We start from the raw sequence: 23,197 nt of genomic DNA, 5'->3' as shown, positions 1-23,197 counted from the left end.
GGGGATGTCGTCACCGCGCGCCCCGAGCGGTCGACCAGACTGCACCGGTGCCCGACGCCGACGACGTCGCCGGTGACCTGCCCGTCACCGGTTCCCTGGTGGTGCCCGCGACGGCCCTGCGCTGGCGGTTCTCCCGGTCCTCGGGCCCCGGCGGCCAGGGGGTGAACACCGCCGACTCGCGGGTGGAGCTGTCGGTGGCCCCGCTGGAGCTGCCCGGGGTGGGCGACGCGCAGCGGCAGCGGCTGGCCGCGCGGCTGGGGGACCGGCTGGTGGGCGGCGTCGTGACCGTGGTCGCCAGCGAGCACCGCCAGCAGCTGCGCAACCGGCAGGCCGCACGGGAGCGGCTGGCCGCCGTCCTGCGGGCGGCCCTGGCCCCGCCGCCGCCGGCCCGCCGGCGCACGAAGCCGACGAGGGGCTCCCAGGAGCGGCGGATCCAGGCCAAGAAGCAGCGCGGCGAGCTCAAGCGCTCCCGGCGGCGGTGGGACTAGCCAGACCTGCCGCCGACCGACTCCCGCCGCCGCTCCAGGAACGCCCGCTCGGCGGCGTTGCCGGCCAGCGCGATCGCCTCGGTGTAGGCCGCCGCCGCCTCGTCGCTGCGTCCCAGGCGGCGCAGCAGGTCGGCCCGGACGGCGGGCAGCAGGTGGTGCCCGGTCACGGAGAGCTCCTCGACGAGGGCCAGCGCGGCGGCCGGCCCCTCGACCTCGGCCACCGCGACCGCTCGGTTCAGCGCCACCACCGGGCTCGGGACCAGGGCCAGGAGCTGGTCGTAGAGCGCCACGACCTGCCGCCAGTCGGTGTCGGCGGCGGTGCGGGCGTCACTGTGGACCGCCTGGATGGCCGCCTGCACCTGGTAGGGGCCGGGCGCGCCGCGGCGCAGGCAGCGCCGGACCAGCGCCTGTCCCTCCGCCACCAGGTCGGCGTCCCACAGCCGGCGGTCCTGCTCGGGCAGCGGCACCAGCCCGCCGTCGGGTCCGACGCGGGCCGGCCGGCGGGAGGCGACCAGCAGCACCAGCGCCAGCAGCCCGAGGACCTCCGGCTCGTCGGGCATCAGCTCGGCCAGCTCCCGCGCCAGCCGGATCGCCTCCGCGGTGAGGTCGGGACGATCCAGCTGCTCCCCGGCCGTGGCCGTGTGTCCCTCGGTGGCGATGAGGTAGACGACGGCGAGGACGCCGCGGAGCCGGTCGGGCAGGTCGGCCTCGGCCGGGACGCGGTAGGGGATGCGGGCCGCCCGGATCTTGGCCTTGGCCCGCACCAGCCGCTGCGCCATCGTGGCCTCCGGCACCAGGAAGGCGTGCGCGATCTCGGCGGTGGTCAGGCCGCCGACCAGCCGCAGGGTCAGCGCCACCCGGGCCGCCGGGGCGAGGGCGGGGTGGCAGCAGGTGAACAGCATGCGCAGCCGGTCGTCGCGCACGGCGCCCTCCTCGGGCGGCGGGTCCGGGTCGTGCGGGAGTGCCGCGGCGCGGTGCCGGGCGTCCCGGGTGGACTCCCGGCGCAGCCGGTCGATCGCCTTGTTGCGGGCGGTGGTGACGATCCAGCCGGCCGGGCTGGGCGGCACCCCCTCGGCCGGCCAGCGCGCGACAGCGGTGGTGAACGCGTCCTGGACCGCCTCCTCGGCGGCGTCGATGTCGCCGAGGAGGCGGGTCAGGACGGCGACCGCGCGGCCGTAGGAGTCGCGGAAGACGCGCTCGACCTGCGCGGTGGACGCCGCGGTCAGCAGCCCGGCCCGCCCTGGAGCGGCCGCACCTCGATCGGCAGCGTGATGGCGCGCGCCACCTTGCGGCCCCACTCGAGCGCGGCGTCGAGGTCCGGGGCCTCGACGACGGTGAACCCGCCGACGTGCTCCTTGCCCTCGAGGTAGGGCCCGTCGGTCAGCAGGACCTCGTCCCCCGACAGGCGCGCGACCGTGGCGGTCTCCGGCGGGTGCAGGCCCCCGGCGAACACCCAGGCGCCGGCCTCGCGCATCTCGCGGTTGACCTCGTCCAGGTCACGCATGATCGGCTCGAGCACCTCGGGGGGCGGCACGGGGCCGTCGGGCTGGTAGATCGTCAGCAGGTACTGCGCCATCGTCGTCCTCCTCGGGTCAGCGGCCGGCCCGGTGCCGGCTGCTCACCCCCTGTACGAACGGGCCGGCCCCGGATCGACACTCAGCCGGCAGGCGACGCCGGCTCCCGCACCAGCAGCCACAGCGGCAGCTCCTCGTCCGCGGTGCGCAGAGCCTGCGCCACCTCGAACCCGGAGCGGCGGAGGAAGCGGGCGGCCGCCCACGTGAAGACGGCGGTCGCGGCCGGGAGGCTCTCGGCGTCGCAGCGGTCGAGCACCGGCCGCAGCAGCGCGCTGCCCATGCCGCGCCGACGGCTGCTCGGCCGAGTACCCAGGTGGGTGAGCCACCAGTGCGGTCCGGCCGGGCGGGCGGCGTCGACCAGCTCCCGCGTGCGGGCCACCCGGTCGGCGTGCGAGCCGGCGAGGTAGGGCAGCTCGCGGGCGAGCGCCGCCGCGACGTCGTCCGGCAGCGGCGAGGTGCCCGGCGCACCCGGCGGTGCCTCCCAGGTGGCGACCGCGGTGACGTCCTCGGTGACCCACCCGGTGCCGGTGGCGACCGACCGGTGGCCGGCGTCGAGCTCGTGCAGCCGGGTCAGCCGCTGCATGCGGCCGTCCTCGGGCAGCGCCCAGCGGGTCCAGCGGGAGTCGGCGAGGGCGACGGTCAGGGTCGCGGCGATCCGGGGGACGTCGCGCTGCTCGGCCGGCCGCACCGACGGGGTCCCGAGGCGGACGGTGGTCGCGGGGTCGCTCACCCGCCCATCCCACCACCCGCACGGGCGCACCCCGCCGGCCGGGCACCCGGGCCCGGCCGGCGGGGCCCGGGCTCACGCCAGGGCGTCCTTCACCGCCTTCGACAGGTCGGCCAGCAGCGGCTGGAAGCCCTCGCTGCAGGCCTCGCACAGCCAGAAGATGCCGTGGATCTGCCCGTCGTAGCGCTGGAGCGTGACCGGGACGCCGGCCTCCTCCAGCAGCTTGGCGTAGCGGACGCCGTCGTCGCGCAGCGGGTCGAACTCGGCCACCGCGATGAACGCCGGCGGCAGCCCGGAGTGGTCGTCGGCCAGGGCGGGGGAGGCGTAGGGCTCCTTGGCCCGGGCCTCGTCGACGAAGTAGTGGCCGCGGAACCAGCGCATGGAGTTCGCCGTCAGCAGGTAGCCCTCGGCGTTCTGCGCGTAGGACTCGGTCTCGAAGGTGTTGAGGTCGGTCGCCGGGTAGATCAGCGCCTGGAAGGCGATCTCCGGGCCGCCCCGGTCGCGCGCCATGAGCGCGACGGCCGCGGCCAGGTTCCCGCCCGCACTGTCACCGGCGACCACGACACCCGCCGGTTCCGCGACGAGCTCGGCCTGGTGCTCGGCCACCCACTGGGTGACCGCGTAGCAGTCCTCGGGCGCCGCGGGGTAGGCCGACTCGGGCGCCAGCCGGTACTGGGCGGACACCACGACGCAGCCGGCGGCGTCGGCCAGCGCCCGGCAGGGCGCGTCGGCGATCTCGATGTTGCCGATCACCCAGCCGCCGCCGTGGAAGTAGACCAGCACGCCACGGGGGGAGCCGTTGGGCGTGTAGATGCGGATCGGCAGCGCGCCGGCCGGCCCGGGGACCGTGCGGTCGCGCACGGAGGCGACCTGCACCAGCGGACCCTGGAGGGCCGTGAACGTGCCCGCGACGTCGCGGGCCTGGGACACCGAGAGCTCGGCGAAGTCCGGGGCTCCCTGCGCCTCCATGGCGGCGAGCAGTCCGGCGGTCTGTGGGTTCAGCGGCACGGTTCCTCCTGCGGTCTGCGGACGACGGCGCCAGGGAACCGGCAGGCCGGAGGCGCCAGGGCCGTAACCTAGGTCACACCTGCGGCTTCCCGGAAGCGCCCGACCGCACAGCCCGCGGACGGCGGCGGTGAGGCCGTCGGAACGCAGGCTTGACGCCGATGCCGCGGTCGGGAAACCGGCACCCCCCACCCTCGGTGCCGTGACCGCGACCGCCCTCCCCGGCGCCCTGGCGGGAGTGGGCCCACGGACCCGCACCACCCGGACCCACTGCCCGTACTGCTCCCTGCAGTGCGGGGTCACCATGACCGCCGGCGACCGCCCGGCGACCCTGCAGCCGGCCGACTTCCCGACCAACCGGGGTGGCCTGTGCTCCAAGGGCTGGTCGGCCCCGGAGCTGCTCGACCACCCCGAGCGGCTCACCCGACCGCTGGTCCGCGCGGTCCCCGGCGACCGGAGCAGCCCGCTGGTGGAGTCGACCTGGGACGAGGCGCTGGACCGGGTCGTCGCCGCGATCGGGCGCACCCAGGCCCGGTACGGCCGGGACGCCGTCGGCTGCTTCGGCGGGGGCGGGCTGACCAACGAGCAGGCCTACCAGTTCGGCAAGTTCGCCCGGGTCGCGCTGCGGACGTCGGCCATCGACTACAACGGCCGGTTCTGCATGTCCTCGGCGGCGGGCGCGGCCAACCGGGCCTTCGGCCTCGACCGCGGCATGCCCTTCCCGCTCAGCGACCTCGCCTCCGCCGACGTCGTCGTCCTCGTCGGGTCCAACCCGGCCGACACCATGCCACCGGCCATGCAGTACCTCGACGAAGGCCGGGCCCGCGGCGCCCGGCACGTCGTCGTCGACCCCCGCCGGACGGCGACCGCGCGCTCCGCCGCCCTGCACCTGCAGCCGCTGCCCGGGACCGACCTGGCGCTGGCCAACGGGCTGCTGCACACCGCGATCGCCGAGGGACTGGTCGACGAGGAGTACGTCGCCGCGCGGACCACCGGCTTCGACGACGTCCGCGCGGGGGTGGCCGCCTACTGGCCCGACCGGGTGGAGCGGCTGACCGGGGTCCCCGTCGCCGACCAGCGGCGCACCGTCCTCGCCCTGGCCCGGGCGCACCGGGCGATCGTCCTCACCGCCCGCGGGGCCGAGCAGCACCGCAGCGGCACCGACACCGCGCAGGCCTGGATCAACCTGGCCCTGGCCCTGGGCCTGCCCGGGCGCGAGGGGAGCGGGTGGGCGACGGTCACCGGCCAGGGCAACGGGCAGGGCGGCCGCGAGCACGGCCAGAAGGCCGACCAGCTGCCCGGGTACCGCAGGCTCGCCGACCCGGCCGCCCGCGCGCACGTCGCCGCCGTGTGGGGCGTCGCCCCCGACGACCTGCCGCGGCCGGGACCGTCGGCCTTCGAGCTGCTCGACGCCCTGGGCACCGAGGGAGGGGTGCACACACTGCTGGTGCTCGCCTCCAACGTCGCCGTCTCCGCGCCCGACGCCCGGCGGGTCGTCAGCCGGCTGCGGAACCTGGACTTCCTCGCGGTCAGCGACTTCTTCCTCTCCGAGACCGCCGAGCTCGCCGACGTCGTCCTGCCCAGCGCGATGTGGGCCGAGGAGGACGGGACGATGACCAACCTCGAGGGGCGCGTGATCCGCCGTCGCCGCGCCCTGGACCCACCCGACGGCGTCCGGGACGACCTCGCGCTGCTCGCCGAGCTGGCCGCGCGGCTCGGCGTGGGGGAGCGGTTCACCGGCGACCCCGAGACGGTCTTCGCCGAGCTGGGCCGGGCCAGCGCCGGGGGAGCGGCCGACTACTCCGGCATCACCTACCGGCGGATCGACGAGGAGCAGGGCGTCTTCTGGCCCTGTCCCGCGCCGGACCACCCGGGCACGCCGCGGCTGTTCACCGAGCGGTTCGCGACCCCCGACGGGCGGGCCCGCTTCCTGCGGGTGGAGCACGTCGAGGCCCACGAGCGGCCCGACGCGGAGTACCCGTACGTGCTCACCACCGGCCGGGTGCTCGCCCAGTACCAGTCGGGCACCCAGACCCGCCGCTCCCGCAGCCTCGCGCTGCTCGCCCCGCTGCCGCGCGCCGAGCTGCACCCGGACCTGGCCCGCCGGCACGGCATCGGCCCGGACGACGTCGTCGAGCTGGCCACCCGCCGCGGCCGCGCCCGCTTCTCGGCGCTACTGACCGACGACATCCGCCCCGACGTCGTCTTCGCGCCCTTCCACTGGGGTGGCGCCTCGTCGGCCAACGCGCTCACCGACGCCGGCGCCCTCGACCCGACGTCGAAGATGCCGGCCTTCAAGGTCTGCGCGGTCGCCGTCACCCGCGTCGCGGGCCCCGTCGAGCGGCTGCCCGCGCCCGACCCCGCCGGCCAACCCCGGACCCGCCCCCACGAACACCCCGTCCCGGCCGAGCCACGCCCCCCGTCCCGGAGGAGGACCCCCCGCGTGAAGAGCACCCCACGCTTCCTGCAAGGCGTCTACCCGATCACCGGGGAGGGCCTGGACAAGCCCGGCCCGATCGACCCCGCGCTGCGCCACACCGTGCCCGATTGGTGCAGCGCGCAGGCGCTGTACTTCCGCGGCGGCAACTCCACCGAGCACCTGGTGTACGTGCTGCTCATGCGCGACGGGGTCCCGATGCGCTGGTTCCCCATCGGCGCGAAGGGCGACGTGCACGTGCCCCTGCGGGTGGTCGAGGACCTGCCCGGCGGCACGCTGGTCGAGCTGCACGCGGCCGCGCCGCTCGGTGTCACCGGCGAGCTGGTCGTCGACCTCGGGCTGGTGGAGGTCTGATGACGACCGTCCTGGGTGGCCGGCCGGAGGGGCTGAGCTCCTTCCGGTTCGACGTCGACGAGTTCGACGAGCGCGCCGCGCTGGTCGTGGTGGGCAACGGCATGGCCGGCGCCCGGTTCGTCGAGGAGGTGCTCGACCGCGGCGGCGGCGAGCAGTTCCGGATCACCGTCCTCGGCGACGAGCCGCACGGCAACTACAACCGGATCATGCTCTCCCCGGTCCTGGCGGGGGAGTCGCACGAGGACGACATCGTCCTCAACAGCCACGACTGGTACGCCGACAACGGGGTGACCCTGCGGGCCGGCGTCCGGGCGGAGCGGATCGACACCGCGGCCAAGGCGGTGCACGGCTCCGACGGCAGCGTCACCCCCTACGACCACCTGGTGCTGGCCACCGGCAGCTACTCCTTCATCCCACCGATGACCGGGGTGCGCCGCGCGGACGGCACCCTGCTGCCCGGCGTCTCCGGGTTCCGCACGATCGACGAGACCCGCGCCCTGCTCGAGGCCACCGGCCGGTGCCGCCGGGCCGTGGTCATGGGCGGCGGGCTGCTCGGGCTGGAGGCGGCGCGGGCGCTGCAGGGGCACGGCCTGCACGTCGACCTGGTGCACGCCGCGCCGTGGCTGATGAACGCCCAGCTCGACGCCGAGGCCGGGGCCATCCTCAGGAGGAGCGTCGAGTCGCTCGGCATCACCGTGCACCTCGACGTCCTGGCCACCGAGGTGCTGGGCGACCGGCACGTCGAGGGCGTCGTCCTCCGGGACGGCCGGAGGGTCGACTGCGACCTGCTCGTCGTCGCCGCCGGCGTCCGGCCGCACACCGACCTGGCGCTGCGCTCCGGCCTGGAGGTCGAGCGCGGCATCGTCGTGGACGACCAGCTGCGCACCGACGAGCCCGACGTCTACGCGATCGGCGAGTGCGCGCAGCACCGCGGCACGGTCTACGGCCTGGTCGCCCCCGCGTGGGAGCACGCCACGGTGCTGGCCGACGTCCTCACCGGCACGAGCCCGGACGCCGAGTACCACGGCAGCCGGACGGCGACCAAGCTCAAGGTGGCCGGCGTCGACGTCGCCACCATGGGCGTGACCACCCCGGAGCGCGAGGACGACGAGTTCCTGGTCATCTCCGAGCCCAAGCGGGGCGTGCACCTGTCGGTGGTCATCCGCGACGACAGGCTCATCGGCGCCACGCTGCTCGGCGACACCCGCAAGGTCGCCTTCCTCACCCAGGCCTTCGACCGCGGCGCCCCCCTGCCCGAGGAACGGATCCGGCTGCTGGTCGACCTCTCCGACGGCGCCGAGGAGGTCGGGGTCGCCGAGATGCCGGCCGACTCGCAGGTGTGCAACTGCAACGGGGTGTCGAAGGGCGACATCTGCGGCGCCGTCAGCGGGGGCTGCGGCAGCGTCGGCGAGGTCATGGACCGCACCCGCGCCGGCAAGGGCTGCGGCTCCTGCAAGTCGCTGGTGAAGCAGATCGTCGAGTGGGCCGCCGACGGCGACCTCGCCGAGGACCCCGCCGCCTCGTACTACGTGCCGGGCATCCCGCTGGCCAAGCCCGAGCTCGTGGCCGCCATCCGGGAGCGGGACCTGCGCAGCGTCTCCGCCGTCTTCGCCGCGCTCGCACCCGGGGGCAAGGAGGACGCGAGGTCGAAGATGGGCCTGACCTCGCTGCTGAAGATGATGTGGGGCACCGACCACGTGCCCGAGAAGGACGCCGAGTTCGTCAACGACCGCGTCCACGGCAACATCCAGCGCGACGGCACCTTCTCCGTCGTCCCGCAGATGAAGGGCGGGGTGACCACGCCGGCCCAGCTGCGCCGCATCGCCGACGTCGCCGAGGAGTACGAGGTCCCGATGGTCAAGGTGACCGGCGGCCAGCGGATCGACCTGCTCGGCGTCCGCAAGGAGGACCTGCCGGCGATGTGGAACGACCTCGGCATGCCGTCGGGGTACGCCTACGGCAAGAGCTTCCGCACCGTGAAGACCTGCGTGGGCAGCGACTTCTGCCGCTTCGGCCTGGGCGACTCCACGCAGCTGGGCATCGACCTGGAGACCCGGTTCCAGGGCATCGAGAGCCCGGCGAAGATGAAGCTCGCGGTCGTCGGCTGCCCGCGCAACTGCGCCGAGGCCTACGTCAAGGACGTCGGCGTGGTGGCGGTCGGCAACGGCAGGTGGGAGGTCTACGTCGGCGGCGCCGCCGGGGCCACGGTCCGCAAGGGCGACCTGCTGGCCACCGTCGACTCGCCGTCGGCCGTCATCGAGCTGACCGGCCGGTTCCTGCAGTACTACCGGGAGAACGCCAACTGGCTCGAGCGCACCTACGACTTCGTGCCCCGCATCGGGCTCGAGCGGATCAGGGCGGTGCTGCTCGAGGACAGCGAGGGCATCGTCGCCGACCTCGACGCCGGCATGCAGCGCTCGGTCGACGCCTACCGCGACCCCTGGGGCCAGGACGCCCGCGAGCCGGCCACCCCGGGCCAGTTCCGCTCGTCGCTCCCGCTCGTCCCGCTGCCGGAGGTGCCGGTCCGATGAGCGCACCCCACCTGGAGGTGGCCCGCCCGACTTCCGAGGGCACCGAGACGGGGACGCCGGCCACCGACGTCGCGGTGCCCGGCCCCGCCGCCCCGGTGCGCGGCACCGAGCACGTCGTCGGCCGCGTCGAGGAGGTGCCGCCGGGGGAGGGCCGGGCGTTCGTCGCCGGGGGCGTGCAGGTCGCCGTCTTCCGGCTGCGCGACGGGTCCCTGCACGCCACGCAGGCCGCCTGCCCGCACGCCGGCGGCCCGCTCGCCGACGGGCAGACCGACGTCGACGTGCTCGTCTGCCCGCTGCACCTCCACGCCTACCGGTGGACCGACGGCGCCGCGACGACCGGGGCGGCGCCGGTCCGGCTGTACCCGGTGCGCGCGGTGGACGGCGACCTGGTCGTGGAGGTCTAGAAGGGCCCCAGCAGGGAGTGCGGACGGCGGCCGCCGGGATCACGACGGGCGGGCCTCGAGCACGTGCACCCCGACGCCGGTGGGGACCTCGCGGGTGAGGTGCAGGTCCGCCGCCTCGAGGAGGGCCGCGTACTCGTCGGCGGTGCGCTCGCGGCCGTGCAGCAGCACGAGCATGTGCAGGTCCATCCGCACCGCGGCCGGGTCGTCGGCGGCGCGCTCCGGGAGGACGGCCTCGACCACGAGCAGCACCGAGTCCGGCCGCATCGCCGTCCGGCAGGTGCGCAGGATGCGCCGCGCGTCGTCGTCGTCCCAGTCGTGCAGGACCCGGGACAGCACGTAGGCGTCAGCGCCGCCGGGCACCTCCTCGAAGAAGTCGCCGGAGACCGCGGGCAGGTCCGAGCCGGCCACGACGCCCGGCTGGTCGAACAGCGTGACCTCCGCGGCCGGGGCGGCGGTGCGGATCACGCGCAGCAGGGTGCCGCTGCCGCCGCCCACGTCGACCACGGAGGCGAACGGCGTCATGTCGTAGGCGGCGACGACGGCGCCGGCCTCCCGCGCGGAGCGGTCGGCCATCGACGCCCGGAACGCCGCCAGCCGCTCCGGCGACGCGGCGAGGAAGTCGAAGAACGGCCGGCCGTGGACGACGTCGAACGGGGTGCCGCCCTCCCGGACGGCCTCCAGCAGCCCGGCGGCCGCCCGGTAGTACAGCTCGGCGCGGGCGGTCACCGCCCCGCGCTGGGACTCCGGGGCGCCGGCCCGGAGACACTCGCCGACCGGGGTGAGGGCGAACCGGCCGTCGGGCAGCTCGTCGAGGACCTCCTCGGCGGCCAGCCCCCGCAGCACGCGGTGCAGCGGACCCGGCACGGCGCCCAGCTCGGCCGCGAGGTCCCCGGCGCTGCGCGGCCCGGCGGCCAGGGCCTCGGGGATCCCCAGGGCCACGCAGGCGTGCAGCAGCTGGGTGACCAGGTAGCCGTCGGCCAGCCGGGCCAGCCGGGAGGCGGCGGAGCCGGGCACACGGGGATGGTGGCACCGGGGCGCGGCCGGGACAACGGAGGTCAGGCCGTGCGGACCAGGCGGAACTTCGCCCCGGCCTCGGGAGCCAGCGACGCCACCGGCACGACGTCGACCGGGAGCGGCAGGGCGCCGGTCGACGTGACCGCCGCGACCAGGGCCGCGCGCAGCCGCTCGGGCACGTCGGCGGCCGCGCGCGGGCCCAGCACGACGCGGGCGTGCAGGCCACCCGCGTCGTACACGAACGCGTACTGGCCGACCTCCGGGAAGGGGGCCACCGCCGAGCCGAGCACCGACGGGTGGACCGGCACGACGGCTCCTCCCGGGCCGGGCAGGTGCAGGATGTCCGCGGTCCGGCCGTCCACCGAGGCCAGGCAGCGCCAGGGGCGGCCGGCCGGGTTGGGCCCCGGGGACTCGGTGACCGCGTCGGTCAGCTCGTAGCGGACCAGTGGCTGGGCGCGGTCCACGAGGTTGGTCACCAGCACCTTCGCCCCGGGGACCCCCACCGGGACGGGCCGGTCGTCCTCGTCGACCACCTCGACCACGACGACGTCCTCGGCGACCTCGAGCTCGGGGTGCTCCGGGGTGCTCGAGGCGATCACCGGCGCCTCGGTCGCGGCGTACATGCCGGTCGGTTCCACGCCCCACGCGGCGCGGACGCGGCGGCGCAGGTCGGGGGTCAGCGCCTCCGAGCCGAAGGCCACCGACCGCGGCGCGATGTGCAGGCGCCCGGCCAGTTGCTCGTCGGCGAGCACGCTGCCCAGACCCGCCGCGCAGATGAGGACCTCGGGCCTCGCGGCGTCCAGCGCGGCGACCATCTCGGGGAGCGGGGTGGCGGCCGTCAGCGCCGCCGGGCCACCGGGCGGGGCCAGGACCTGCCGGGTGAGGTGCGCGGGGCTCGGGCTGCCGATGGCGGCCACCCGCTGCCCGGGGCGCATCCCGGCCCGGCGTCCGGCCCGCTCGGTGACCGCCCGCCATGTCGCGGCCTCCCGCTCGGTGAGGACGACGATCGCCCGCCGGCCCGTGGTCCCCGACGTCGTGGCCACGCGGAACCCACCGAGGAACGACCGCCCGGGGTCCTCCCCGGCGAGGTGGGCCTCCAGGTCTGCCCGGCGCAGCCGCGGATCGCACACGATCCGGTCGAACTGCTCCATCAGCGTGGCCTTGGTGAGCACCGGGAGGTCGGGGAGGGGACGGTCGGCCGCGGCCGGTCCCAGCACCTCCCGGTAGTAGGGGGACCGGGTCACCGCGTGCTCCAGCAGCGCCCGCAGCGCCCGCCGCTGGTGGTCCGCGACCTCGCCCCGGGTCCACCGGTCCCGTGCGTCGAGAGCCTCGCCGTCCACGACCCCTCCCGCCTGCCGAGCACCGTGGGCCCGACGGTCCGCGCCGGAGCGGGTCACCACCAGGGGCGCCGGTCACGGGTCGCGGCGCGCGATCCGGGTCCCGGCGACGGACGGCGGGCCTACCGTCGTCGGGACACGCCGGCCACCGCCCGCCGCTCCGGGAGGCCCCTCGTGACGACCGTGACGATCAGCACCGCGCCGCTGTCGGTCGACGACCTGCTCGCCGTGGTGGGCGGGGCGCGGGTGGAGCTCGACGCCGGGGCCAGGGACGCCGTCGCCGCGGCGCGCCGGGTGGTCGACGACGCCCTCGCCGCGGACGCCGCGGTCTACGGGCTCACCACGCAGGTCGGCCACCTGCGCGACACCCGGCTGACCGAGGAGGAGATCCGCGGCGAGCAGCGGTTCCTGGTGCTCTCGCACGCCGGTGGCGTCGGCCCGTCGCTGCCGGTGCCCGTGGTCCGCGCGGCACTGGCCGTGCGGCTCGCCGGCATCGCGCGCGGCGGGTCGGGCGCCTCGGTGGCGGCCGCGGAGACGCTGGTGGCGATGCTCAACGCCGGTGTCCACCCGGTGGTGGCCGAGACCGGGTCGGTGGGCGCGGCCGACATCGGGCAGATGGCCGGGATGGCGCAGGTCGCCATCGGGGTCGGCCGCGCCCGGTACCGCGGCGAGGAGCTGCCCGGGGCCGAGGCCCTGCGGCGGGCCGGGATCCGCCCGCTGGAGCTGTCCGGCAAGGACGGGCTGGCGCTGATCTCGGCCAACGGGGTGTCGGTGGGCCAGGCGGCACTGGTCGTCGCCCGGGCCGCGCGGGCCGCCGCGGCCGCCGACGTCGCCGCCGCACTGTCGATGGAGGCGATCCGGGCCAACCCCTCGGTCGTGCACCCCGCCGTCGGCCGGGCCAAGGGGATCCCCGGGCAGGTCGCGGCCGCCGACCACCTCCGGGAGCTGCTGGCCGGCAGCGCGCTGCTGGGGCCGGCGGGCGCCGCCTCGGTGCAGGACCCGCTGTCCTTCCGGGTCGTGCCGCAGGTCCACGGGGCCCTGCGCGAGTACGTGGCCGCCACCCGCGCGGCCGTCGCGACCGAGCTCGCCGCCGCGGCCGACAACCCCCTGGTGTCGGTCGAGGACCGGGCACTGGTGAGCAACGGCAACTTCCACCCGATGGTGCTGGCCATCGCCTGCGACGCCCTGCGGATCGCCGTCGCCCACGTCGGGCAGCTCAGCGACCGCCGGATGACCCACCTGTGGGAGGCGTTCTTCCGGCAGCTGGCCGGCCCACCGCCGACGGCGGCCCACGGCCTCGCGCTCCGCCCGCCGGCGGCCGCGGTGGTGGCCGAGCTGCGGCAGCTGGCGGCGCCGGCGACCCTCGACGTCCCGCCGCTGGACAACGGCGTGGAGGACCACGCCACCGGCGCGCCGCTCTCCGCCCGCACGGCCGACACCGCGCTGGGCCTGCTGGAGGACGTCCTCGCGATCGAGCTGCTGCTCGCCGCCGACGTCCTGGCGACGGCCCCGGAGGGGACGAGGCTCGGCGCGGGCACCGCCGCCGCGCTCGACCTGGTGCGGGAGGTGACCGCCGCGGCCGACCCGTACCCCGACGCCGTCCACCGCACCCTGCGGGAGCGGTTCCCCGGGGAGGTCAGGCGGGGGGAGTGAGCGCCGCGAGGGCCGCGGCCACCTCGTCGTCGCGCACGAACCCCAGCGCCAGCAGCCGGTGCACCAGCACGCCGCGGCGGGTCAGCCGCAGGTCGGCCGGCCGCAGCAGGGGCAGGGCGGCCCCGCCGGGACGCGGCTGTGCGGGCGGGGGGTCGACCAGGCCCGCGCGCTGCAGGTCGGTGAGGTCCTCGCGGGCGCCCCACGCCGTCCAGGCCCGCGGGTCGTCGGCGAGCGGGGTCATCGGCAACGGCAGCCGGTCGCGGCGGCCGACGCCGGCCAGCAGGGCCAGCTGCCGCCAGGTCAGGCCGGCGGCCAGCCGCAGCGCGCGCTCGACCAGCGCGCCGTCCAGGTCGGGGGAGGCGGCGACCTCGGCCAGCAGGTAGCCCAGGTGCCGCACCCGCCGCTCGTCTGCCGCGGCCCGGGCCGTCGCGACGACGGCCTCGGCGACCTCGTCGGCCGCCGACCGGCCGCCGGGGCGGGGTGCGAAGAAGTCGTCGTCGCGCACCTGCCGGCCGCTGCGGGACAGGGTCGCGCTGTGCTCGACGGCGAAGGCGAGGGCGGCGCCGGCGCGGGCGCGCTCCCGCGGGACGGGGAGCGCGGCGGCCTCGTCCGCGGCCGTCCGCAGGCACGCGGCCAGCCGCCCGTCGATCCGCACCGCGGGGGCGGGCTCGGCGGGGCCGGCGAACACCACCGCGGCCGCGGCCCGGCTCATCGATCCGGCGACCGACGCACCGGCCTCCAGCAGCGCGCGGCCGGTCGCGGAGGAGTCCTCGGTCGCAGTCACCCGGTGATCTTCTCCGGTCCGCCGCGGTCCGTGCACCCTCGGCGACCGCGGCCTCACCACAGGGGGGCAGCGACGGTGAGCACAACGGAACACGAGTTCAGCCCGGGAGCAACCGGCGGGGAACGCCGGCGCGCCACCGTTCCGGGACATGGCCGCTCCTCCGCGCACCTCCCCGCCGACGACCGCGCCGGTCGCCGCCCCACCCCGGTCCGGGCGCTGGATCGACGACTGGCGCCCGGAGGACCCCGCCTTCTGGGCGTCCACCGGCAAGACCGTCGCCCGGCGGAACCTGTTCTCCTCCGTCTTCTCGGAGCACGTGGGCTTCTCGATCTGGAGCCTGTGGTCGGTGCTGGTGCTGTTCCTGCCGGAGTCGGTCTACGGCATCGACCCCGCCGGCAAGTTCCTGCTCACCACGCTGCCCACGGCGCTGGGGGCCTTCGTCCGGCTGCCCTACACCTTCGCCGTCGCCACGTTCGGCGGCCGCAACTGGACGATCGTCAGCGCCTCGCTGCTGCTGGTCCCCACCGTCGCCACGGCGGTCGTCCTCGAGCCCGGCGTCTCCTACTCGACGCTGCTGCTCGTCAGCTGCCTGGCCGGCGTCGGCGGGGGGAACTTCGCCAGCTCGATGGCGAACATCAACGCCTTCTACCCCGACCGGCTCAAGGGCTGGGCGTTGGGCCTCAACGCCGGCGGCGGCAACCTCGGCGTCCCCGTCGTCCAGCTGGTGGGCCTGCTGGTGCTGGCGACGGCCGGGGCCGAGCACCCGCGGGTCATCCTGTGGGTCTACATCCCGCTCATCGTCGTCGCCGCCGTCGGTGCGGCGCTGCTGATGGACAACCTGACGACCGCGCGCAACCAGCCTCGGGCGATGCGCGAGGCCACCCGCGAGCCGCACACCTGGATCATGTCGTTCCTCTACATCGGAACGTTCGGGTCGTTCATCGGGTTCGGGTTCGCCTTCGGGCAGGTGCTGCAGAACCAGTTCACCGACGACTTCGCCACCCCGCTGGCCGCGGCGTCCCTCACCTGGCTGGGCCCGCTGCTCGGCTCGCTGATCCGGCCGCTCGGCGGCTCGCTGGCCGACCGCTTCGGCGGCGCGCGCATCACCTGCGCGACCTTCGTCGCGATGGCCGTCGGTGCGGCGATCGTGTGGACGGCCAGCCAGCTGGGGTCGCTGCCGCTGTTCGTCGTCGGCTTCGTGGCGCTGTTCGTGCTCAGCGGTATCGGCAACGGCTCGACCTACAAGATGATCCCGGCGATCTTCCGCACCCAGGCCCTGCAGCAGGTGGCCGCCGGCGGGGACAGCGCGGCCGCCGACCGGCACGCCCTGCGGATGTCCGGGGCGCTCATCGGCATCGCCGGAGCGGTCGGGGCCTTCGGCGGGGTGCTGGTCAACCTCGCCTTCCGCCAGTCGTTCCTCAGCACCGGCAGCGGGGACGGCGCCTACCTGGCGTTCATCGGCTTCTACGTGGCCTGCCTCGGGGTGACCTGGGTGGTCTACCTGCGCCCCGGGGCGGCGATGCGCGGCGTCTGAACCGCCCAGCGGAGTGGCCTGCGGGCCCCCGAGCGGGGCCCGCAGGGCCTCCGGAGGGGTCGCGGTCGGGCTCAGCGCAGCTCGGGGACGGCAACCGGCCGCGGTGGGAGGCCGGAGGCCGACAGTGGACACCGCCCCGCCGCTCAGACCGCCAGCCGGTAGCCGCGCTTGACGACGGTCTCCACCAGCGGGGCGCCCAGTGCCGCGCGCAGCCGGGTCACCGCCATCTCCACCGCGTGCTCGTCGCCCCCGCCGGGCAGCACCCGGACCAGCTCCGGCCGCGACAGCACCGTTCCCGGCCGGGCAGCCAGCGCCCGCAGCACCGCCATCGGGCCCGGCGCGAGCTCCACCAGCCGCCCGTCGACGACCGCGGCGTGCCCCCGCACCTGGACCTCGTGGTCGCCCACGCGCAGCACCGGGTCGCGCTCGGGCAGCCGGGCCACCACCTCGCGGGCCAGCGCGCCCAGCCGGGAGCGCTCCGGCTGCAGCGACCGGATCCCGGCGGCGGTCAGCGGTCCGGCGGTCACCGGACCCACCGCCACCGGCAGGACGCCGGAGGACAGCGCGGCCACCAGCTCCGCCCGCCGGCCCAGCTCGTCGGCGACCCCGAGCAAGCTGGCCGCGGCCGGCGCGCTGGTGAAGGTCACCGCGTCCACCCCGCGGGCCACGATCGTGCCCACCAGCCGGCGCACCGGGGCGACGTCCTCGGGCAGCACCCAGCGGTAGACCGGCACGGTCAGCACCTCGGCGCCGGTCGCGCGCAGCGCCTCGACGAAGTCCGGGAGGGGGTCGCCGTGCAGCTGGACGGCGATCCGCCGGCCCTCCAGCGGCCCCTCGGCGCCGGACAGCAGGTGCTCGAGGACCTCCGCCGAGGACTCCGACGCCGGTGACCACGCATCGACCAGCCCGCCGCCGCGGATCGCGCCACGGGCCTTGGGTCCCCGGGCGAGCACCCGGCTGGAGCGCAGGTGGTCCACCAGCGGCAGGTCCCAGGCCTCAGCCGCCTCCAGCCAGCCGCGGAACCCCACGCCGGTGGTCGCCACCACCAGCTCCACCGGCCGCTCGAGCACCGCGCGCGTGGCGGCCACCAGCTCGGCGTCGTCGGCGAGGGGCACGATCCGGATCGCCGGCGCGTGGACGACCCGCGCGCCGCGCCGGGCCAGCAGGGCGCCGAGCTCCTCCCGGCGGCGGGCCGCGGTCACCGCGACGGTGTAGCCGGCCAGCGGCAGGGGCTCGTCCGCGGGCGCGGGGGCGGGCAGGCGGTCCGTCACCACCCCATGGTGCGGGGTCGTCGTTGCGGGCGTGTGACGGGCCCGGGTGGGTCCGGGTGTCAGGACGGGGCCGGGGGCAGCCACCGGGCCAGCAGCACGCTGGCGTCGTCCTGCAGCAGCCCGCCCTGGTGGTCCAGGACGGCGCGCATGAGCCGCCGCGCGGTCTCGGGGGGCGGCTGCCCGGCGGCGACCTCCCGGGTGAGGAGGTCCGCCAGCCGGTCGTCGCCGAACCAGGCGCCCGCCGCGTCGCGGGCCTCGGTCACGCCGTCGGTGTGCAGCGCCAGCCAGTCCCCGGGCTGGAGCACCTCCTCGCCGACGGTGAGCGCGCCCGAGCCCAGCCCGAACGGCACCCGCCGCCCGCCGAGGAGGTGCTTGACCACCTTCCCCGTCCGCAGCAGCAGCGGCGGCGGGTGGCCGGCGTTGACGTAGCGCAGCCGCCCGCTGGCGACGTCGAGCTCGGCCAGCACCCCGGTGGCGAAGGCGCTGTCCGGGAAGGTCTCGGCGAGCACCTCGTCGATGACCCGGGCCTGCTCGAAGACGCCGCGGCCGTCGCGGCGCGCGCTGCGGTAGGCGGACAGGGCCGCGGCGGCCAGCAGCCCGGCCGGCAGCCCGTGGCCCATGGCGTCGACGATCGCCAGTGACACGGTCCCCTCCGACAGCGCGTAGTCGAAGGCGTCGCCGCCCACGTCGTAGGCGGGCTCGAGGAGACCGGCGAGGACGAAGGCGTCGCTGGCGGCGGTGAGCGGCGGCAGCTGTTGCCACAGCAGCTCCGCGGAGGGGGTGCGGGCCCGGGTCCGCCGCGCCGCCTCCAGGGCGTCGCCGTACTGCCCCATCGAGGCGACCAGGTGCCCCACCAGCCCGGCCAGCCACCGGCACTCGTCGCGCACGGCCGGGTCGTAGAGCTCGACCTCCGAGCCCACCCGCACCTCGAGGACGCCGACCCGCTCGGCGCCGTCCAGGATCGGCACCCACAGCCGCAGCGCGCCGTTCGCCTCCGACGGGAGCACCCGCGTCGCCTGGAACGCCCGTCCCGGCAGGGTGCCGTCGACGGTGAGGGGCTCGCCGCGGGTGGTGCCCGTCGAGGGGAGCGGCCACAACCGCCGTTGCTCGTGGTCGGCCACGTGGACGGTGACCCCCACGCCCATGGCCCGCCCGGCCTCGGCCGTGAGCGCCCCCAGCCGGTCCGGCGGCGCCGTGCGGGCGGCCTCCACCAGGTACAGCAGCGCCGCGAGCGGCCCGGTGGAGGGTCGGCGCCCGCGGACGGCGGAGCTGTAGGGGACCCGCCGCTGGCTGAACAGCTCGTCGAGCCGCTCGTTGACCGTGTGCGCCAGCACGTTGCGCTCGGCCGCCGGCAGCGACAGCAGCCCCTCGAGGTGGGCCTCGAGCTCCACCAGGTCGGCGTTGCCGCCGAGGGAGAAGTAGCGGGTCCACAGCTGCTCGAGCGTGAGGTCGGCCAGCTCGACGGCCGAGCGCAGCGCCCGACGGTGCTCGTCCTCGTCGGGGGCCGGCCCGGGCCCGTCCATCACCGTCTCCGGCGGACGGCGGAGTCGACGACCGCGCGGGCGACCTCGGGCAGCGTGCCGCTGTCCTCGCCGGAGCGGGCGACGAGCATGCCGAAGGCCACGTCGTCGCTGACGCCGTGGCGCGCCATCAGCACCCCCTTGGCCGTGCTGACCAGGTCCCGTGTGCCGATCGCCCGGCGCAGCCCCTCACTGAGCCGCCGGGCGCGCTCGTGGGTCTGCACGTTGGCGACGAGGATCGCCGCCTGCGCGGCGAACATCGCCAGCAGTTGCTCGCTGTGGGCGTCGAAGGTACCGGGCTCCTCGGCGTACACCTTGAGGGCGCCCAACGCGCTGTCCCCGGCGACCATCGGGGTGCTCAACGCCGACCGCAGGCCCAGCGGCAGGACGGCTCCGGACCACCGGGGCCAGCGCGGGTCGGTCGCCAGGTCGTCGACGCGGACCAGGCTCCGGCCCGCGGTGGCGGCCAGGCAGGGGCCCTCGTCCAGCTGGTACTGGAGGGCGTCGGCCTGCTCCACCCGGGGGGACGTCGACCCGGAGCTGCGGCGGCCGCGCTCGTCGATGACCGAGACGCCCGCCCCGACCGCTCCCGGCACGGTGTCGAGGGCCAGCGAGCTGACCAGGCCCAGGGCGGTGACCACCGTCTCCTCGGACAGCAGCAGCCCGGACATGCGGGCGAAGACAGCCGACAGCTCGTCGGCGAGGGGCAGGTCGATGGACCGGCTCTGGTGCACGCGCACCCCATCCGCTCGGCCGCTCGTCTCCGCCGGGTGCTGGACGGGACGGCAGCGCACCGTCAGCCTAGTCGCCCGGCCGCTCGGGCAGGTGGCTCTCCCGCGGGGGACGCCGTCCCGTCCACCCGGACGTCGGCGCGCTCGCGGGTGCCCTCCGCCGTGAAGAAGGCCGCCTCCGTGCGCTGCCACCGCCGCCACTCCGGCTCGAACGCGGCGCCGTCCCGGGCCAGCCCGCGCCTCAGGCGCACCTCCGGCGGGGCCTCCACCCAGATCCGCAGCACCGCCCACGGGTCGGCCGCCCGCGGACAGCTGCCGCACCCCTCGACCACCAGCACGTCGGTCGGCGGCAACGGCGTGGCGGAGGCCTCGAAGCGACCGGCGGCCCAGTCGAACCGGTGGTAGGCGCCCGGGCGCCCGGCGGCGAGCGGGCGCAGCACGCCGGCGGACAGCCGGGCGAACGCACCGGTCATCGTCCAGCCGGCGTAGAGGTCGTCCATGTGCACGACCGGCGCGTCCAGCCGGGTGGCCAGCCGGCCGGCCAGCGTCGTCTTGCCCGACCCGGCCGGCCCGTCCACGCACACGAGGCGGGTGCGGCCCAGCCGGGGGGCGGCCGCCCGCGCCCGGCCGGCCAGCACCGCGGCGGCGTCCTCCACGGCGGGCACTCTGCCAGCCGGCACCTGCCACCATGGGGGCGTGCCGCCGCCTCCGCCCCCGTCCTCGGTCTCCGCCGTCCCCCGCAGGTGGCGGCTGCTGTGCGCGGTCGTCGCCGCGGTCGTGGTCGCCGTCCTCACCTACGTCGGCGTGACGCTCGGCAGCGACGACTCGGGAGTGGTCCGCTACACGACCGCCGACCAGGTCGCGGTCGTCGGGCTGGGGCTGGTCTTCGGCGCGGGGATCCTGGCGCTGGGCCGCCCGCGGGTGGACGCCGACGCATCCGGCATCCGCGTGCGCAACCTGGTGGGGGAGCGGGCGGTGCCGTGGGCGGCGGTCCGCGCGATCCGGTTCGACGCCCGCTTCAAGTGGGCGACGGTGCTGCTGACCAGCGACGACGAGTTCGCCGTCCTCGCCCTGCAGGCAGCCGACGGCGAGCGCGCCGCGGCCGCCGTCGAGGGCCTGCGCGCGCTGCTCGCGGCCGACCGGGCCAAGCAGCCGGCGCCCCCGCCGCTGCTGTACGACGAGTGACCCCGGGACCCCGGGAATGACCAGGGGGCCCTCGGCGCTGTAGCATGGGCGTGCCTCCCCGCTACACCGAGGCGCGCGAACCACACAGCGGCCCCGCCCCGGGCCGCTGACCAAGAGGAGCCCGCTCCCACCTGGCGCCGTCACAGGCGCCCAGGTCCCCGGATCGCGGTGGACCGGCCCCGGCCGGTCGGCCGCGGCGCGCGCGAGCCACCGCTCGCGCACCCCGGAGAGTGGGCCCCGTGAGCACACCGCTCGCGGGGCCCTCGTCTTCTCCGGCATCCGGACGGGCGCGACTCCTCTCCGGGCAACAGCAGAGGAGAGGCCATCACCGAGCCCCGCATCAACGACCGTATCCGCGTCCCCGAGGTCCGCCTGGTCGGCCCCGAGGGCGAGCAGGTCGGCATCGTGCCGATCGGCGAGGCACTGCGCCTGGCCCAGGACTCGGAGCTCGACCTCGTCGAGGTCGCGCCCATGGCCCGGCCGCCGGTCGCCAAGCTCATGGACTACGGGAAGTTCAAGTACGAGTCCGCCCAGAAGGCCCGCGAGGCCCGGCGGAACCAGGCGCTCACCGTCATCAAGGAGATGCGGCTGCGCCTCAAGATCGACCCTCACGACTACGAGACCAAGAAGGGCCACGTCGAGCGCTTCCTGCGGAGCGGCGACAAGGTCAAGATCACCGTGATGTTCCGCGGCCGCGAGCAGTCCCGGCCGGAGATGGGCTACCGGCTGCTCCAGCGGCTGGCCGCCGACGTCGCCGAGCTGGGCGTCGTCGAGTCCAATCCGAAGCAGGACGGCCGCAACATGGTCATGGTGATCGCCCCGCACCGGAACCAGGCGGCGACCGACGCCTCCCGCCGCCACGCGAAGGCGGAGAAGCAGGCGGCCGAGGGCCAGAGCCCGCAGGGCTGAGGGAGGCCCCTCCTGCCCCCCGCCACGCGCACGCGCGGCGGGGCCTGCAGGGGGGCCGCCCACCGCACCACCGAGACGGCCGGCGCCGTCGCGGCAGTTGCACGCTGCCGCGCGGCGCCGACACACACGAACGAGGACCGAGGACATGCCGAAGCAGAAGACCCACAAGGGCACCGCGAAGCGCATCCGCGTGACGGGCAGCGGGAAGCTCATGCGCGAGCAGGCGAACAACCAGCACAAGTTCGAGCACAAGTCCTCGCGCCGCAAGCGCCGGCTCGACCAGGACCAGGTCATCTCGCCGGCCGACACCAAGAGCCTCAAGAAGCTGCTGGGCCTCTGAGCGCCCGTACTGACGAGAAGACAGGAGCACTCACGTGGCACGCGTGAAGCGGGCGGTCAACGCCCAGAAGAAGCGCCGGACGACCCTCGAGGCCGCCAGCGGCTACCGCGGTCAGCGGTCCCGCCTGTACCGCAAGGCCAAGGAGCAGATCCTCCACTCGGCCACCTACAACTACCGCGACCGCAAGGTGCGCAAGGGTGACTTCCGCAAGCTGTGGATCACCCGCATCAACGCCGCGGCGCGGCAGAACGACATGACCTACAACCGGTTCATGCAGGGCCTGAAGCTGGCCGGCATCGAGCTCGACCGCCGCGTGCTCGCCGAGCTCGCCGTCAACGAGCCCGCCGCCTTCGCCGCTCTCGTGGAGACCTCCCGCGCCGCCGTCGCCGCCGCGCCGGCCGGTGACCAGGCCGCCTGAGGCGCCGTACGCACCTCGCCGACGCCGACGCCGTCGGTGCCCGGTCCTCGCCGACCGGCACCGGCGGCGTCGGTGTGTCCGGGCCCGATGCTGGAGGAGGGGCGATGACCGAGCCGCTGACCGAGCGGTCCGCGCGGGTGGCGGCCGCGCGCAAGCTCACCCGCCGCGCCGGGCGGGACGCGGCAGGACTGTTCCTCGCCGAGGGGCGGCAGGCCGTCGCCGAGGCCCTCGCCGCGCCCGGCGGTGTCCGCGAGGTGTTCGTCACCGAGGCGGCCGCCGCCGCGCACGCCGACCTGCTGGCCGGGACGCCGGTGCCCGTGCGGCCGGTGACCGAGAAGGCCGCCGCGTCGCTGTCGGAGACGGTCACCCCGCAGGGGCTGGTCGCCGTCTGCGACCTCCGCGACGTGCCGGCCGACGCGGTGGTGGCCGCCCCGCCCTCCCTGGCCGTCGCCCTCGCCGAGCTGGCCGACCCCGGCAACGCCGGCACCGTGCTGCGCACCGCCGACGCGTGCGGCGCCGGTGCGGTGCTCTTCGGCGCGGGGTCGGCCGACCCCTACGGCGGCAAGGCGGTGCGCTCCAGCGCGGGCAGCCTCTTCCACGTCGACGTCGTCCGCCGGGCGTCGCTGCCGGAGGTGCTGCCCCGGCTGCAGGCCGCCGGCGTCACCGTGCTCGCCGCGGACGGCGGGGGTGAGGCCGCCCTGGACGAGGTCGCCGCCGCCGGCCGGCTGGCCGGCCCCGTCGTCTGGCTGTTCGGCAACGAGGCCCGCGGCGTCCCGGCGGAGCTCGCCGCGCTCGCCGACGCGCGGGTGCGCATCCCCATGCGCGGCCGGGCGGAGAGCCTCAACCTGGCCGCCGCCGCGGCGATCTGCCTCTACACGACCCAGCTGGCCCAGTACTAGGACCCCGCTGCCCCCCGCCACTCGCAGGCTCGCGGCGAGCCCCTGCAGCGGGGCCGCCGCTGTCCCCCGCACTCGCAGGCTC

General features: G+C 76.4%; 22 protein-coding genes. 11 read left to right on the top strand and 11 right to left on the bottom strand.

Going from position 1 to position 23,197, the window contains the following annotated elements:
* Window positions 1-47 precede the first annotated feature (47 nt).
* A complete protein-coding gene (arfB, locus tag ACI79C_RS18155; RefSeq protein WP_456947078.1) occupies window positions 48-488 on the top strand; it encodes an alternative ribosome rescue aminoacyl-tRNA hydrolase ArfB in 441 nt (146 codons plus the stop codon).
* Here the strand turns inward: arfB and ACI79C_RS18150 are convergent.
* The 4 genes from ACI79C_RS18150 to ACI79C_RS18135 form a co-directional block, all read right to left on the bottom strand.
* Window positions 485-1,786: an RNA polymerase sigma factor gene (locus ACI79C_RS18150; protein ID WP_456947077.1), complete on the bottom strand. Its 1,302-nt coding sequence runs from the start codon at window positions 1,784-1,786 to the stop codon at window positions 485-487. The two genes, arfB and ACI79C_RS18150, sit on opposite strands and share 4 nt — an antisense overlap.
* The gene (locus tag ACI79C_RS18145) at window positions 1,711-2,064 is read right to left on the bottom strand and encodes a YciI family protein (RefSeq protein ID WP_456947076.1); all 354 of its coding nucleotides are present in this window, start codon (window positions 2,062-2,064) and stop codon (window positions 1,711-1,713) included. Before ACI79C_RS18145 ends, ACI79C_RS18150 begins: the two co-directional genes overlap by 76 nt.
* 80 nt (window positions 2,065-2,144) lie before the next feature.
* Window positions 2,145-2,792, bottom strand: a complete 648-nt coding sequence (locus ACI79C_RS18140; RefSeq protein WP_456947075.1) for a GNAT family N-acetyltransferase — start codon at window positions 2,790-2,792, stop codon at window positions 2,145-2,147.
* A gap of 72 nt (window positions 2,793-2,864) precedes the next feature.
* Entirely contained in the window at window positions 2,865-3,797 is a 933-nt protein-coding gene (locus ACI79C_RS18135) for an alpha/beta hydrolase (RefSeq protein ID WP_456947074.1), read from the bottom strand.
* Between the two features lie 199 nt (window positions 3,798-3,996).
* On the opposite strand from ACI79C_RS18135, the gene ACI79C_RS18130 reads away from it, so the two are divergent.
* From ACI79C_RS18130 to ACI79C_RS18120, 3 genes are read left to right on the top strand one after another with little or no spacing between them, the layout of a single operon-like run.
* Window positions 3,997-6,585, top strand: a complete 2,589-nt coding sequence (locus ACI79C_RS18130) for a molybdopterin oxidoreductase family protein (RefSeq protein WP_456947073.1) — start codon at window positions 3,997-3,999, stop codon at window positions 6,583-6,585.
* A complete protein-coding gene (gene nirB / locus ACI79C_RS18125) occupies window positions 6,585-9,116 on the top strand; it encodes a nitrite reductase large subunit NirB (RefSeq protein WP_456947072.1) in 2,532 nt (843 codons plus the stop codon). Before ACI79C_RS18130 ends, nirB begins: the two co-directional genes overlap by 1 nt.
* Window positions 9,113-9,520: a Rieske (2Fe-2S) protein gene (locus ACI79C_RS18120; protein WP_456947071.1), complete on the top strand. Its 408-nt coding sequence runs from the start codon at window positions 9,113-9,115 to the stop codon at window positions 9,518-9,520. The genes nirB and ACI79C_RS18120 overlap by 4 nt, the downstream gene beginning before the upstream one ends.
* Before the next feature lie 39 nt (window positions 9,521-9,559).
* Here the strand turns inward: ACI79C_RS18120 and ACI79C_RS18115 are convergent, their stop codons facing one another.
* Window positions 9,560-10,534 (bottom strand): methyltransferase, encoded by a 975-nt coding sequence (locus ACI79C_RS18115; protein ID WP_456947070.1) that lies wholly within the window; start codon window positions 10,532-10,534, stop codon window positions 9,560-9,562.
* 41 nt (window positions 10,535-10,575) lie between these two features.
* The gene (locus ACI79C_RS18110) at window positions 10,576-11,874 is read right to left on the bottom strand and encodes a phenylacetate--CoA ligase family protein (protein WP_456947069.1); all 1,299 of its coding nucleotides are present in this window, start codon (window positions 11,872-11,874) and stop codon (window positions 10,576-10,578) included.
* Between the two features lie 171 nt (window positions 11,875-12,045).
* On the opposite strand from ACI79C_RS18110, the gene ACI79C_RS18105 reads away from it, so the two are divergent.
* Window positions 12,046-13,524, top strand: a complete 1,479-nt coding sequence (locus ACI79C_RS18105; RefSeq protein ID WP_456947068.1) for an aromatic amino acid lyase — start codon at window positions 12,046-12,048, stop codon at window positions 13,522-13,524.
* Here the strand turns inward: ACI79C_RS18105 and ACI79C_RS18100 are convergent.
* Complete coding sequence (locus ACI79C_RS18100; RefSeq protein ID WP_456947067.1) at window positions 13,508-14,308, bottom strand: hypothetical protein; 801 nt, start codon at window positions 14,306-14,308, stop codon at window positions 13,508-13,510. The two genes, ACI79C_RS18105 and ACI79C_RS18100, sit on opposite strands and share 17 nt — an antisense overlap.
* Before the next feature lie 148 nt (window positions 14,309-14,456).
* On the opposite strand from ACI79C_RS18100, the gene ACI79C_RS18095 reads away from it, so the two are divergent.
* Window positions 14,457-15,842, top strand: a complete 1,386-nt coding sequence (locus ACI79C_RS18095) for a nitrate/nitrite transporter (RefSeq protein WP_456947066.1) — start codon at window positions 14,457-14,459, stop codon at window positions 15,840-15,842.
* A 143-nt stretch (window positions 15,843-15,985) separates the two neighbouring features.
* Here ACI79C_RS18095 and ACI79C_RS18090 read toward each other — a convergent pair whose 3' ends face one another.
* The 4 genes from ACI79C_RS18090 to ACI79C_RS18075 form a co-directional block, all read right to left on the bottom strand.
* Window positions 15,986-17,113 carry a uroporphyrinogen-III synthase gene (locus tag ACI79C_RS18090; RefSeq protein WP_456947065.1) on the bottom strand — a complete coding sequence of 376 codons (1,128 nt, stop codon included), beginning with the start codon at window positions 17,111-17,113 and terminating at the stop codon, window positions 15,986-15,988.
* Between the two features lie 59 nt (window positions 17,114-17,172).
* The gene (locus ACI79C_RS18085; RefSeq protein WP_456947064.1) at window positions 17,173-18,636 is read right to left on the bottom strand and encodes a PP2C family protein-serine/threonine phosphatase; all 1,464 of its coding nucleotides are present in this window, start codon (window positions 18,634-18,636) and stop codon (window positions 17,173-17,175) included.
* Window positions 18,636-19,367, bottom strand: a complete 732-nt coding sequence (locus ACI79C_RS18080; protein WP_456947063.1) for a GAF domain-containing protein — start codon at window positions 19,365-19,367, stop codon at window positions 18,636-18,638. The genes ACI79C_RS18085 and ACI79C_RS18080 overlap by 1 nt, the downstream gene beginning before the upstream one ends.
* A 62-nt stretch (window positions 19,368-19,429) precedes the next feature.
* Window positions 19,430-20,020, bottom strand: a complete 591-nt coding sequence (locus tag ACI79C_RS18075; protein ID WP_456947062.1) for a uridine kinase family protein — start codon at window positions 20,018-20,020, stop codon at window positions 19,430-19,432.
* 40 nt (window positions 20,021-20,060) lie between these two features.
* Here ACI79C_RS18075 and ACI79C_RS18070 point away from each other — a divergent pair, with 40 nt between their 5' ends.
* The 5 genes from ACI79C_RS18070 (at window position 20,061) to ACI79C_RS18050 (ending at window position 23,115) form a co-directional block, all read left to right on the top strand.
* The gene (locus ACI79C_RS18070; RefSeq protein ID WP_456947061.1) at window positions 20,061-20,549 is read left to right on the top strand and encodes a PH domain-containing protein; all 489 of its coding nucleotides are present in this window, start codon (window positions 20,061-20,063) and stop codon (window positions 20,547-20,549) included.
* A gap of 324 nt (window positions 20,550-20,873) precedes the next feature.
* A complete protein-coding gene (infC, locus tag ACI79C_RS18065; protein WP_456947102.1) occupies window positions 20,874-21,458 on the top strand; it encodes a translation initiation factor IF-3 in 585 nt (194 codons plus the stop codon).
* A gap of 145 nt (window positions 21,459-21,603) precedes the next feature.
* Window positions 21,604-21,798: a 50S ribosomal protein L35 gene (gene rpmI / locus ACI79C_RS18060; protein ID WP_456947060.1), complete on the top strand. Its 195-nt coding sequence runs from the start codon at window positions 21,604-21,606 to the stop codon at window positions 21,796-21,798.
* 34 nt (window positions 21,799-21,832) lie between these two features.
* The gene (gene rplT / locus ACI79C_RS18055; RefSeq protein WP_456947059.1) at window positions 21,833-22,216 is read left to right on the top strand and encodes a 50S ribosomal protein L20; all 384 of its coding nucleotides are present in this window, start codon (window positions 21,833-21,835) and stop codon (window positions 22,214-22,216) included.
* A 104-nt stretch (window positions 22,217-22,320) separates the two neighbouring features.
* The gene (locus tag ACI79C_RS18050) at window positions 22,321-23,115 is read left to right on the top strand and encodes a TrmH family RNA methyltransferase (protein WP_456947058.1); all 795 of its coding nucleotides are present in this window, start codon (window positions 22,321-22,323) and stop codon (window positions 23,113-23,115) included.
* The last annotated feature ends 82 nt before the right edge of the window (window positions 23,116-23,197 follow it).

The organism is Geodermatophilus sp. SYSU D00697, from assembly GCF_054050175.1.
The sequence above is the reverse complement of the archived record's forward strand: the minus strand, read 5'-3'. Positions and strand labels throughout refer to the sequence as shown.

Excerpts from the sequence above, each read along its gene's own strand:
- ACI79C_RS18145 (WP_456947076.1), bottom strand. The coding sequence starts at position 2,064 with ATGGCGCAGTACCTGCTGACGATCTACCAGCCCGACGGCCCCGTGCCG.
- nirB (WP_456947072.1), top strand. The coding sequence starts at position 6,585 with ATGACGACCGTCCTGGGTGGCCGGCCGGAGGGGCTGAGCTCCTTCCGG.
- ACI79C_RS18120 (WP_456947071.1), top strand. The coding sequence starts at position 9,113 with ATGAGCGCACCCCACCTGGAGGTGGCCCGCCCGACTTCCGAGGGCACC.
- ACI79C_RS18095 (WP_456947066.1), top strand. The coding sequence starts at position 14,457 with ATGGCCGCTCCTCCGCGCACCTCCCCGCCGACGACCGCGCCGGTCGCC.
- ACI79C_RS18085 (WP_456947064.1), bottom strand. The coding sequence starts at position 18,636 with ATGGACGGGCCCGGGCCGGCCCCCGACGAGGACGAGCACCGTCGGGCG.
- rpmI (WP_456947060.1), top strand. The coding sequence starts at position 21,604 with ATGCCGAAGCAGAAGACCCACAAGGGCACCGCGAAGCGCATCCGCGTG.
- ACI79C_RS18050 (WP_456947058.1), top strand. The coding sequence starts at position 22,321 with ATGACCGAGCCGCTGACCGAGCGGTCCGCGCGGGTGGCGGCCGCGCGC.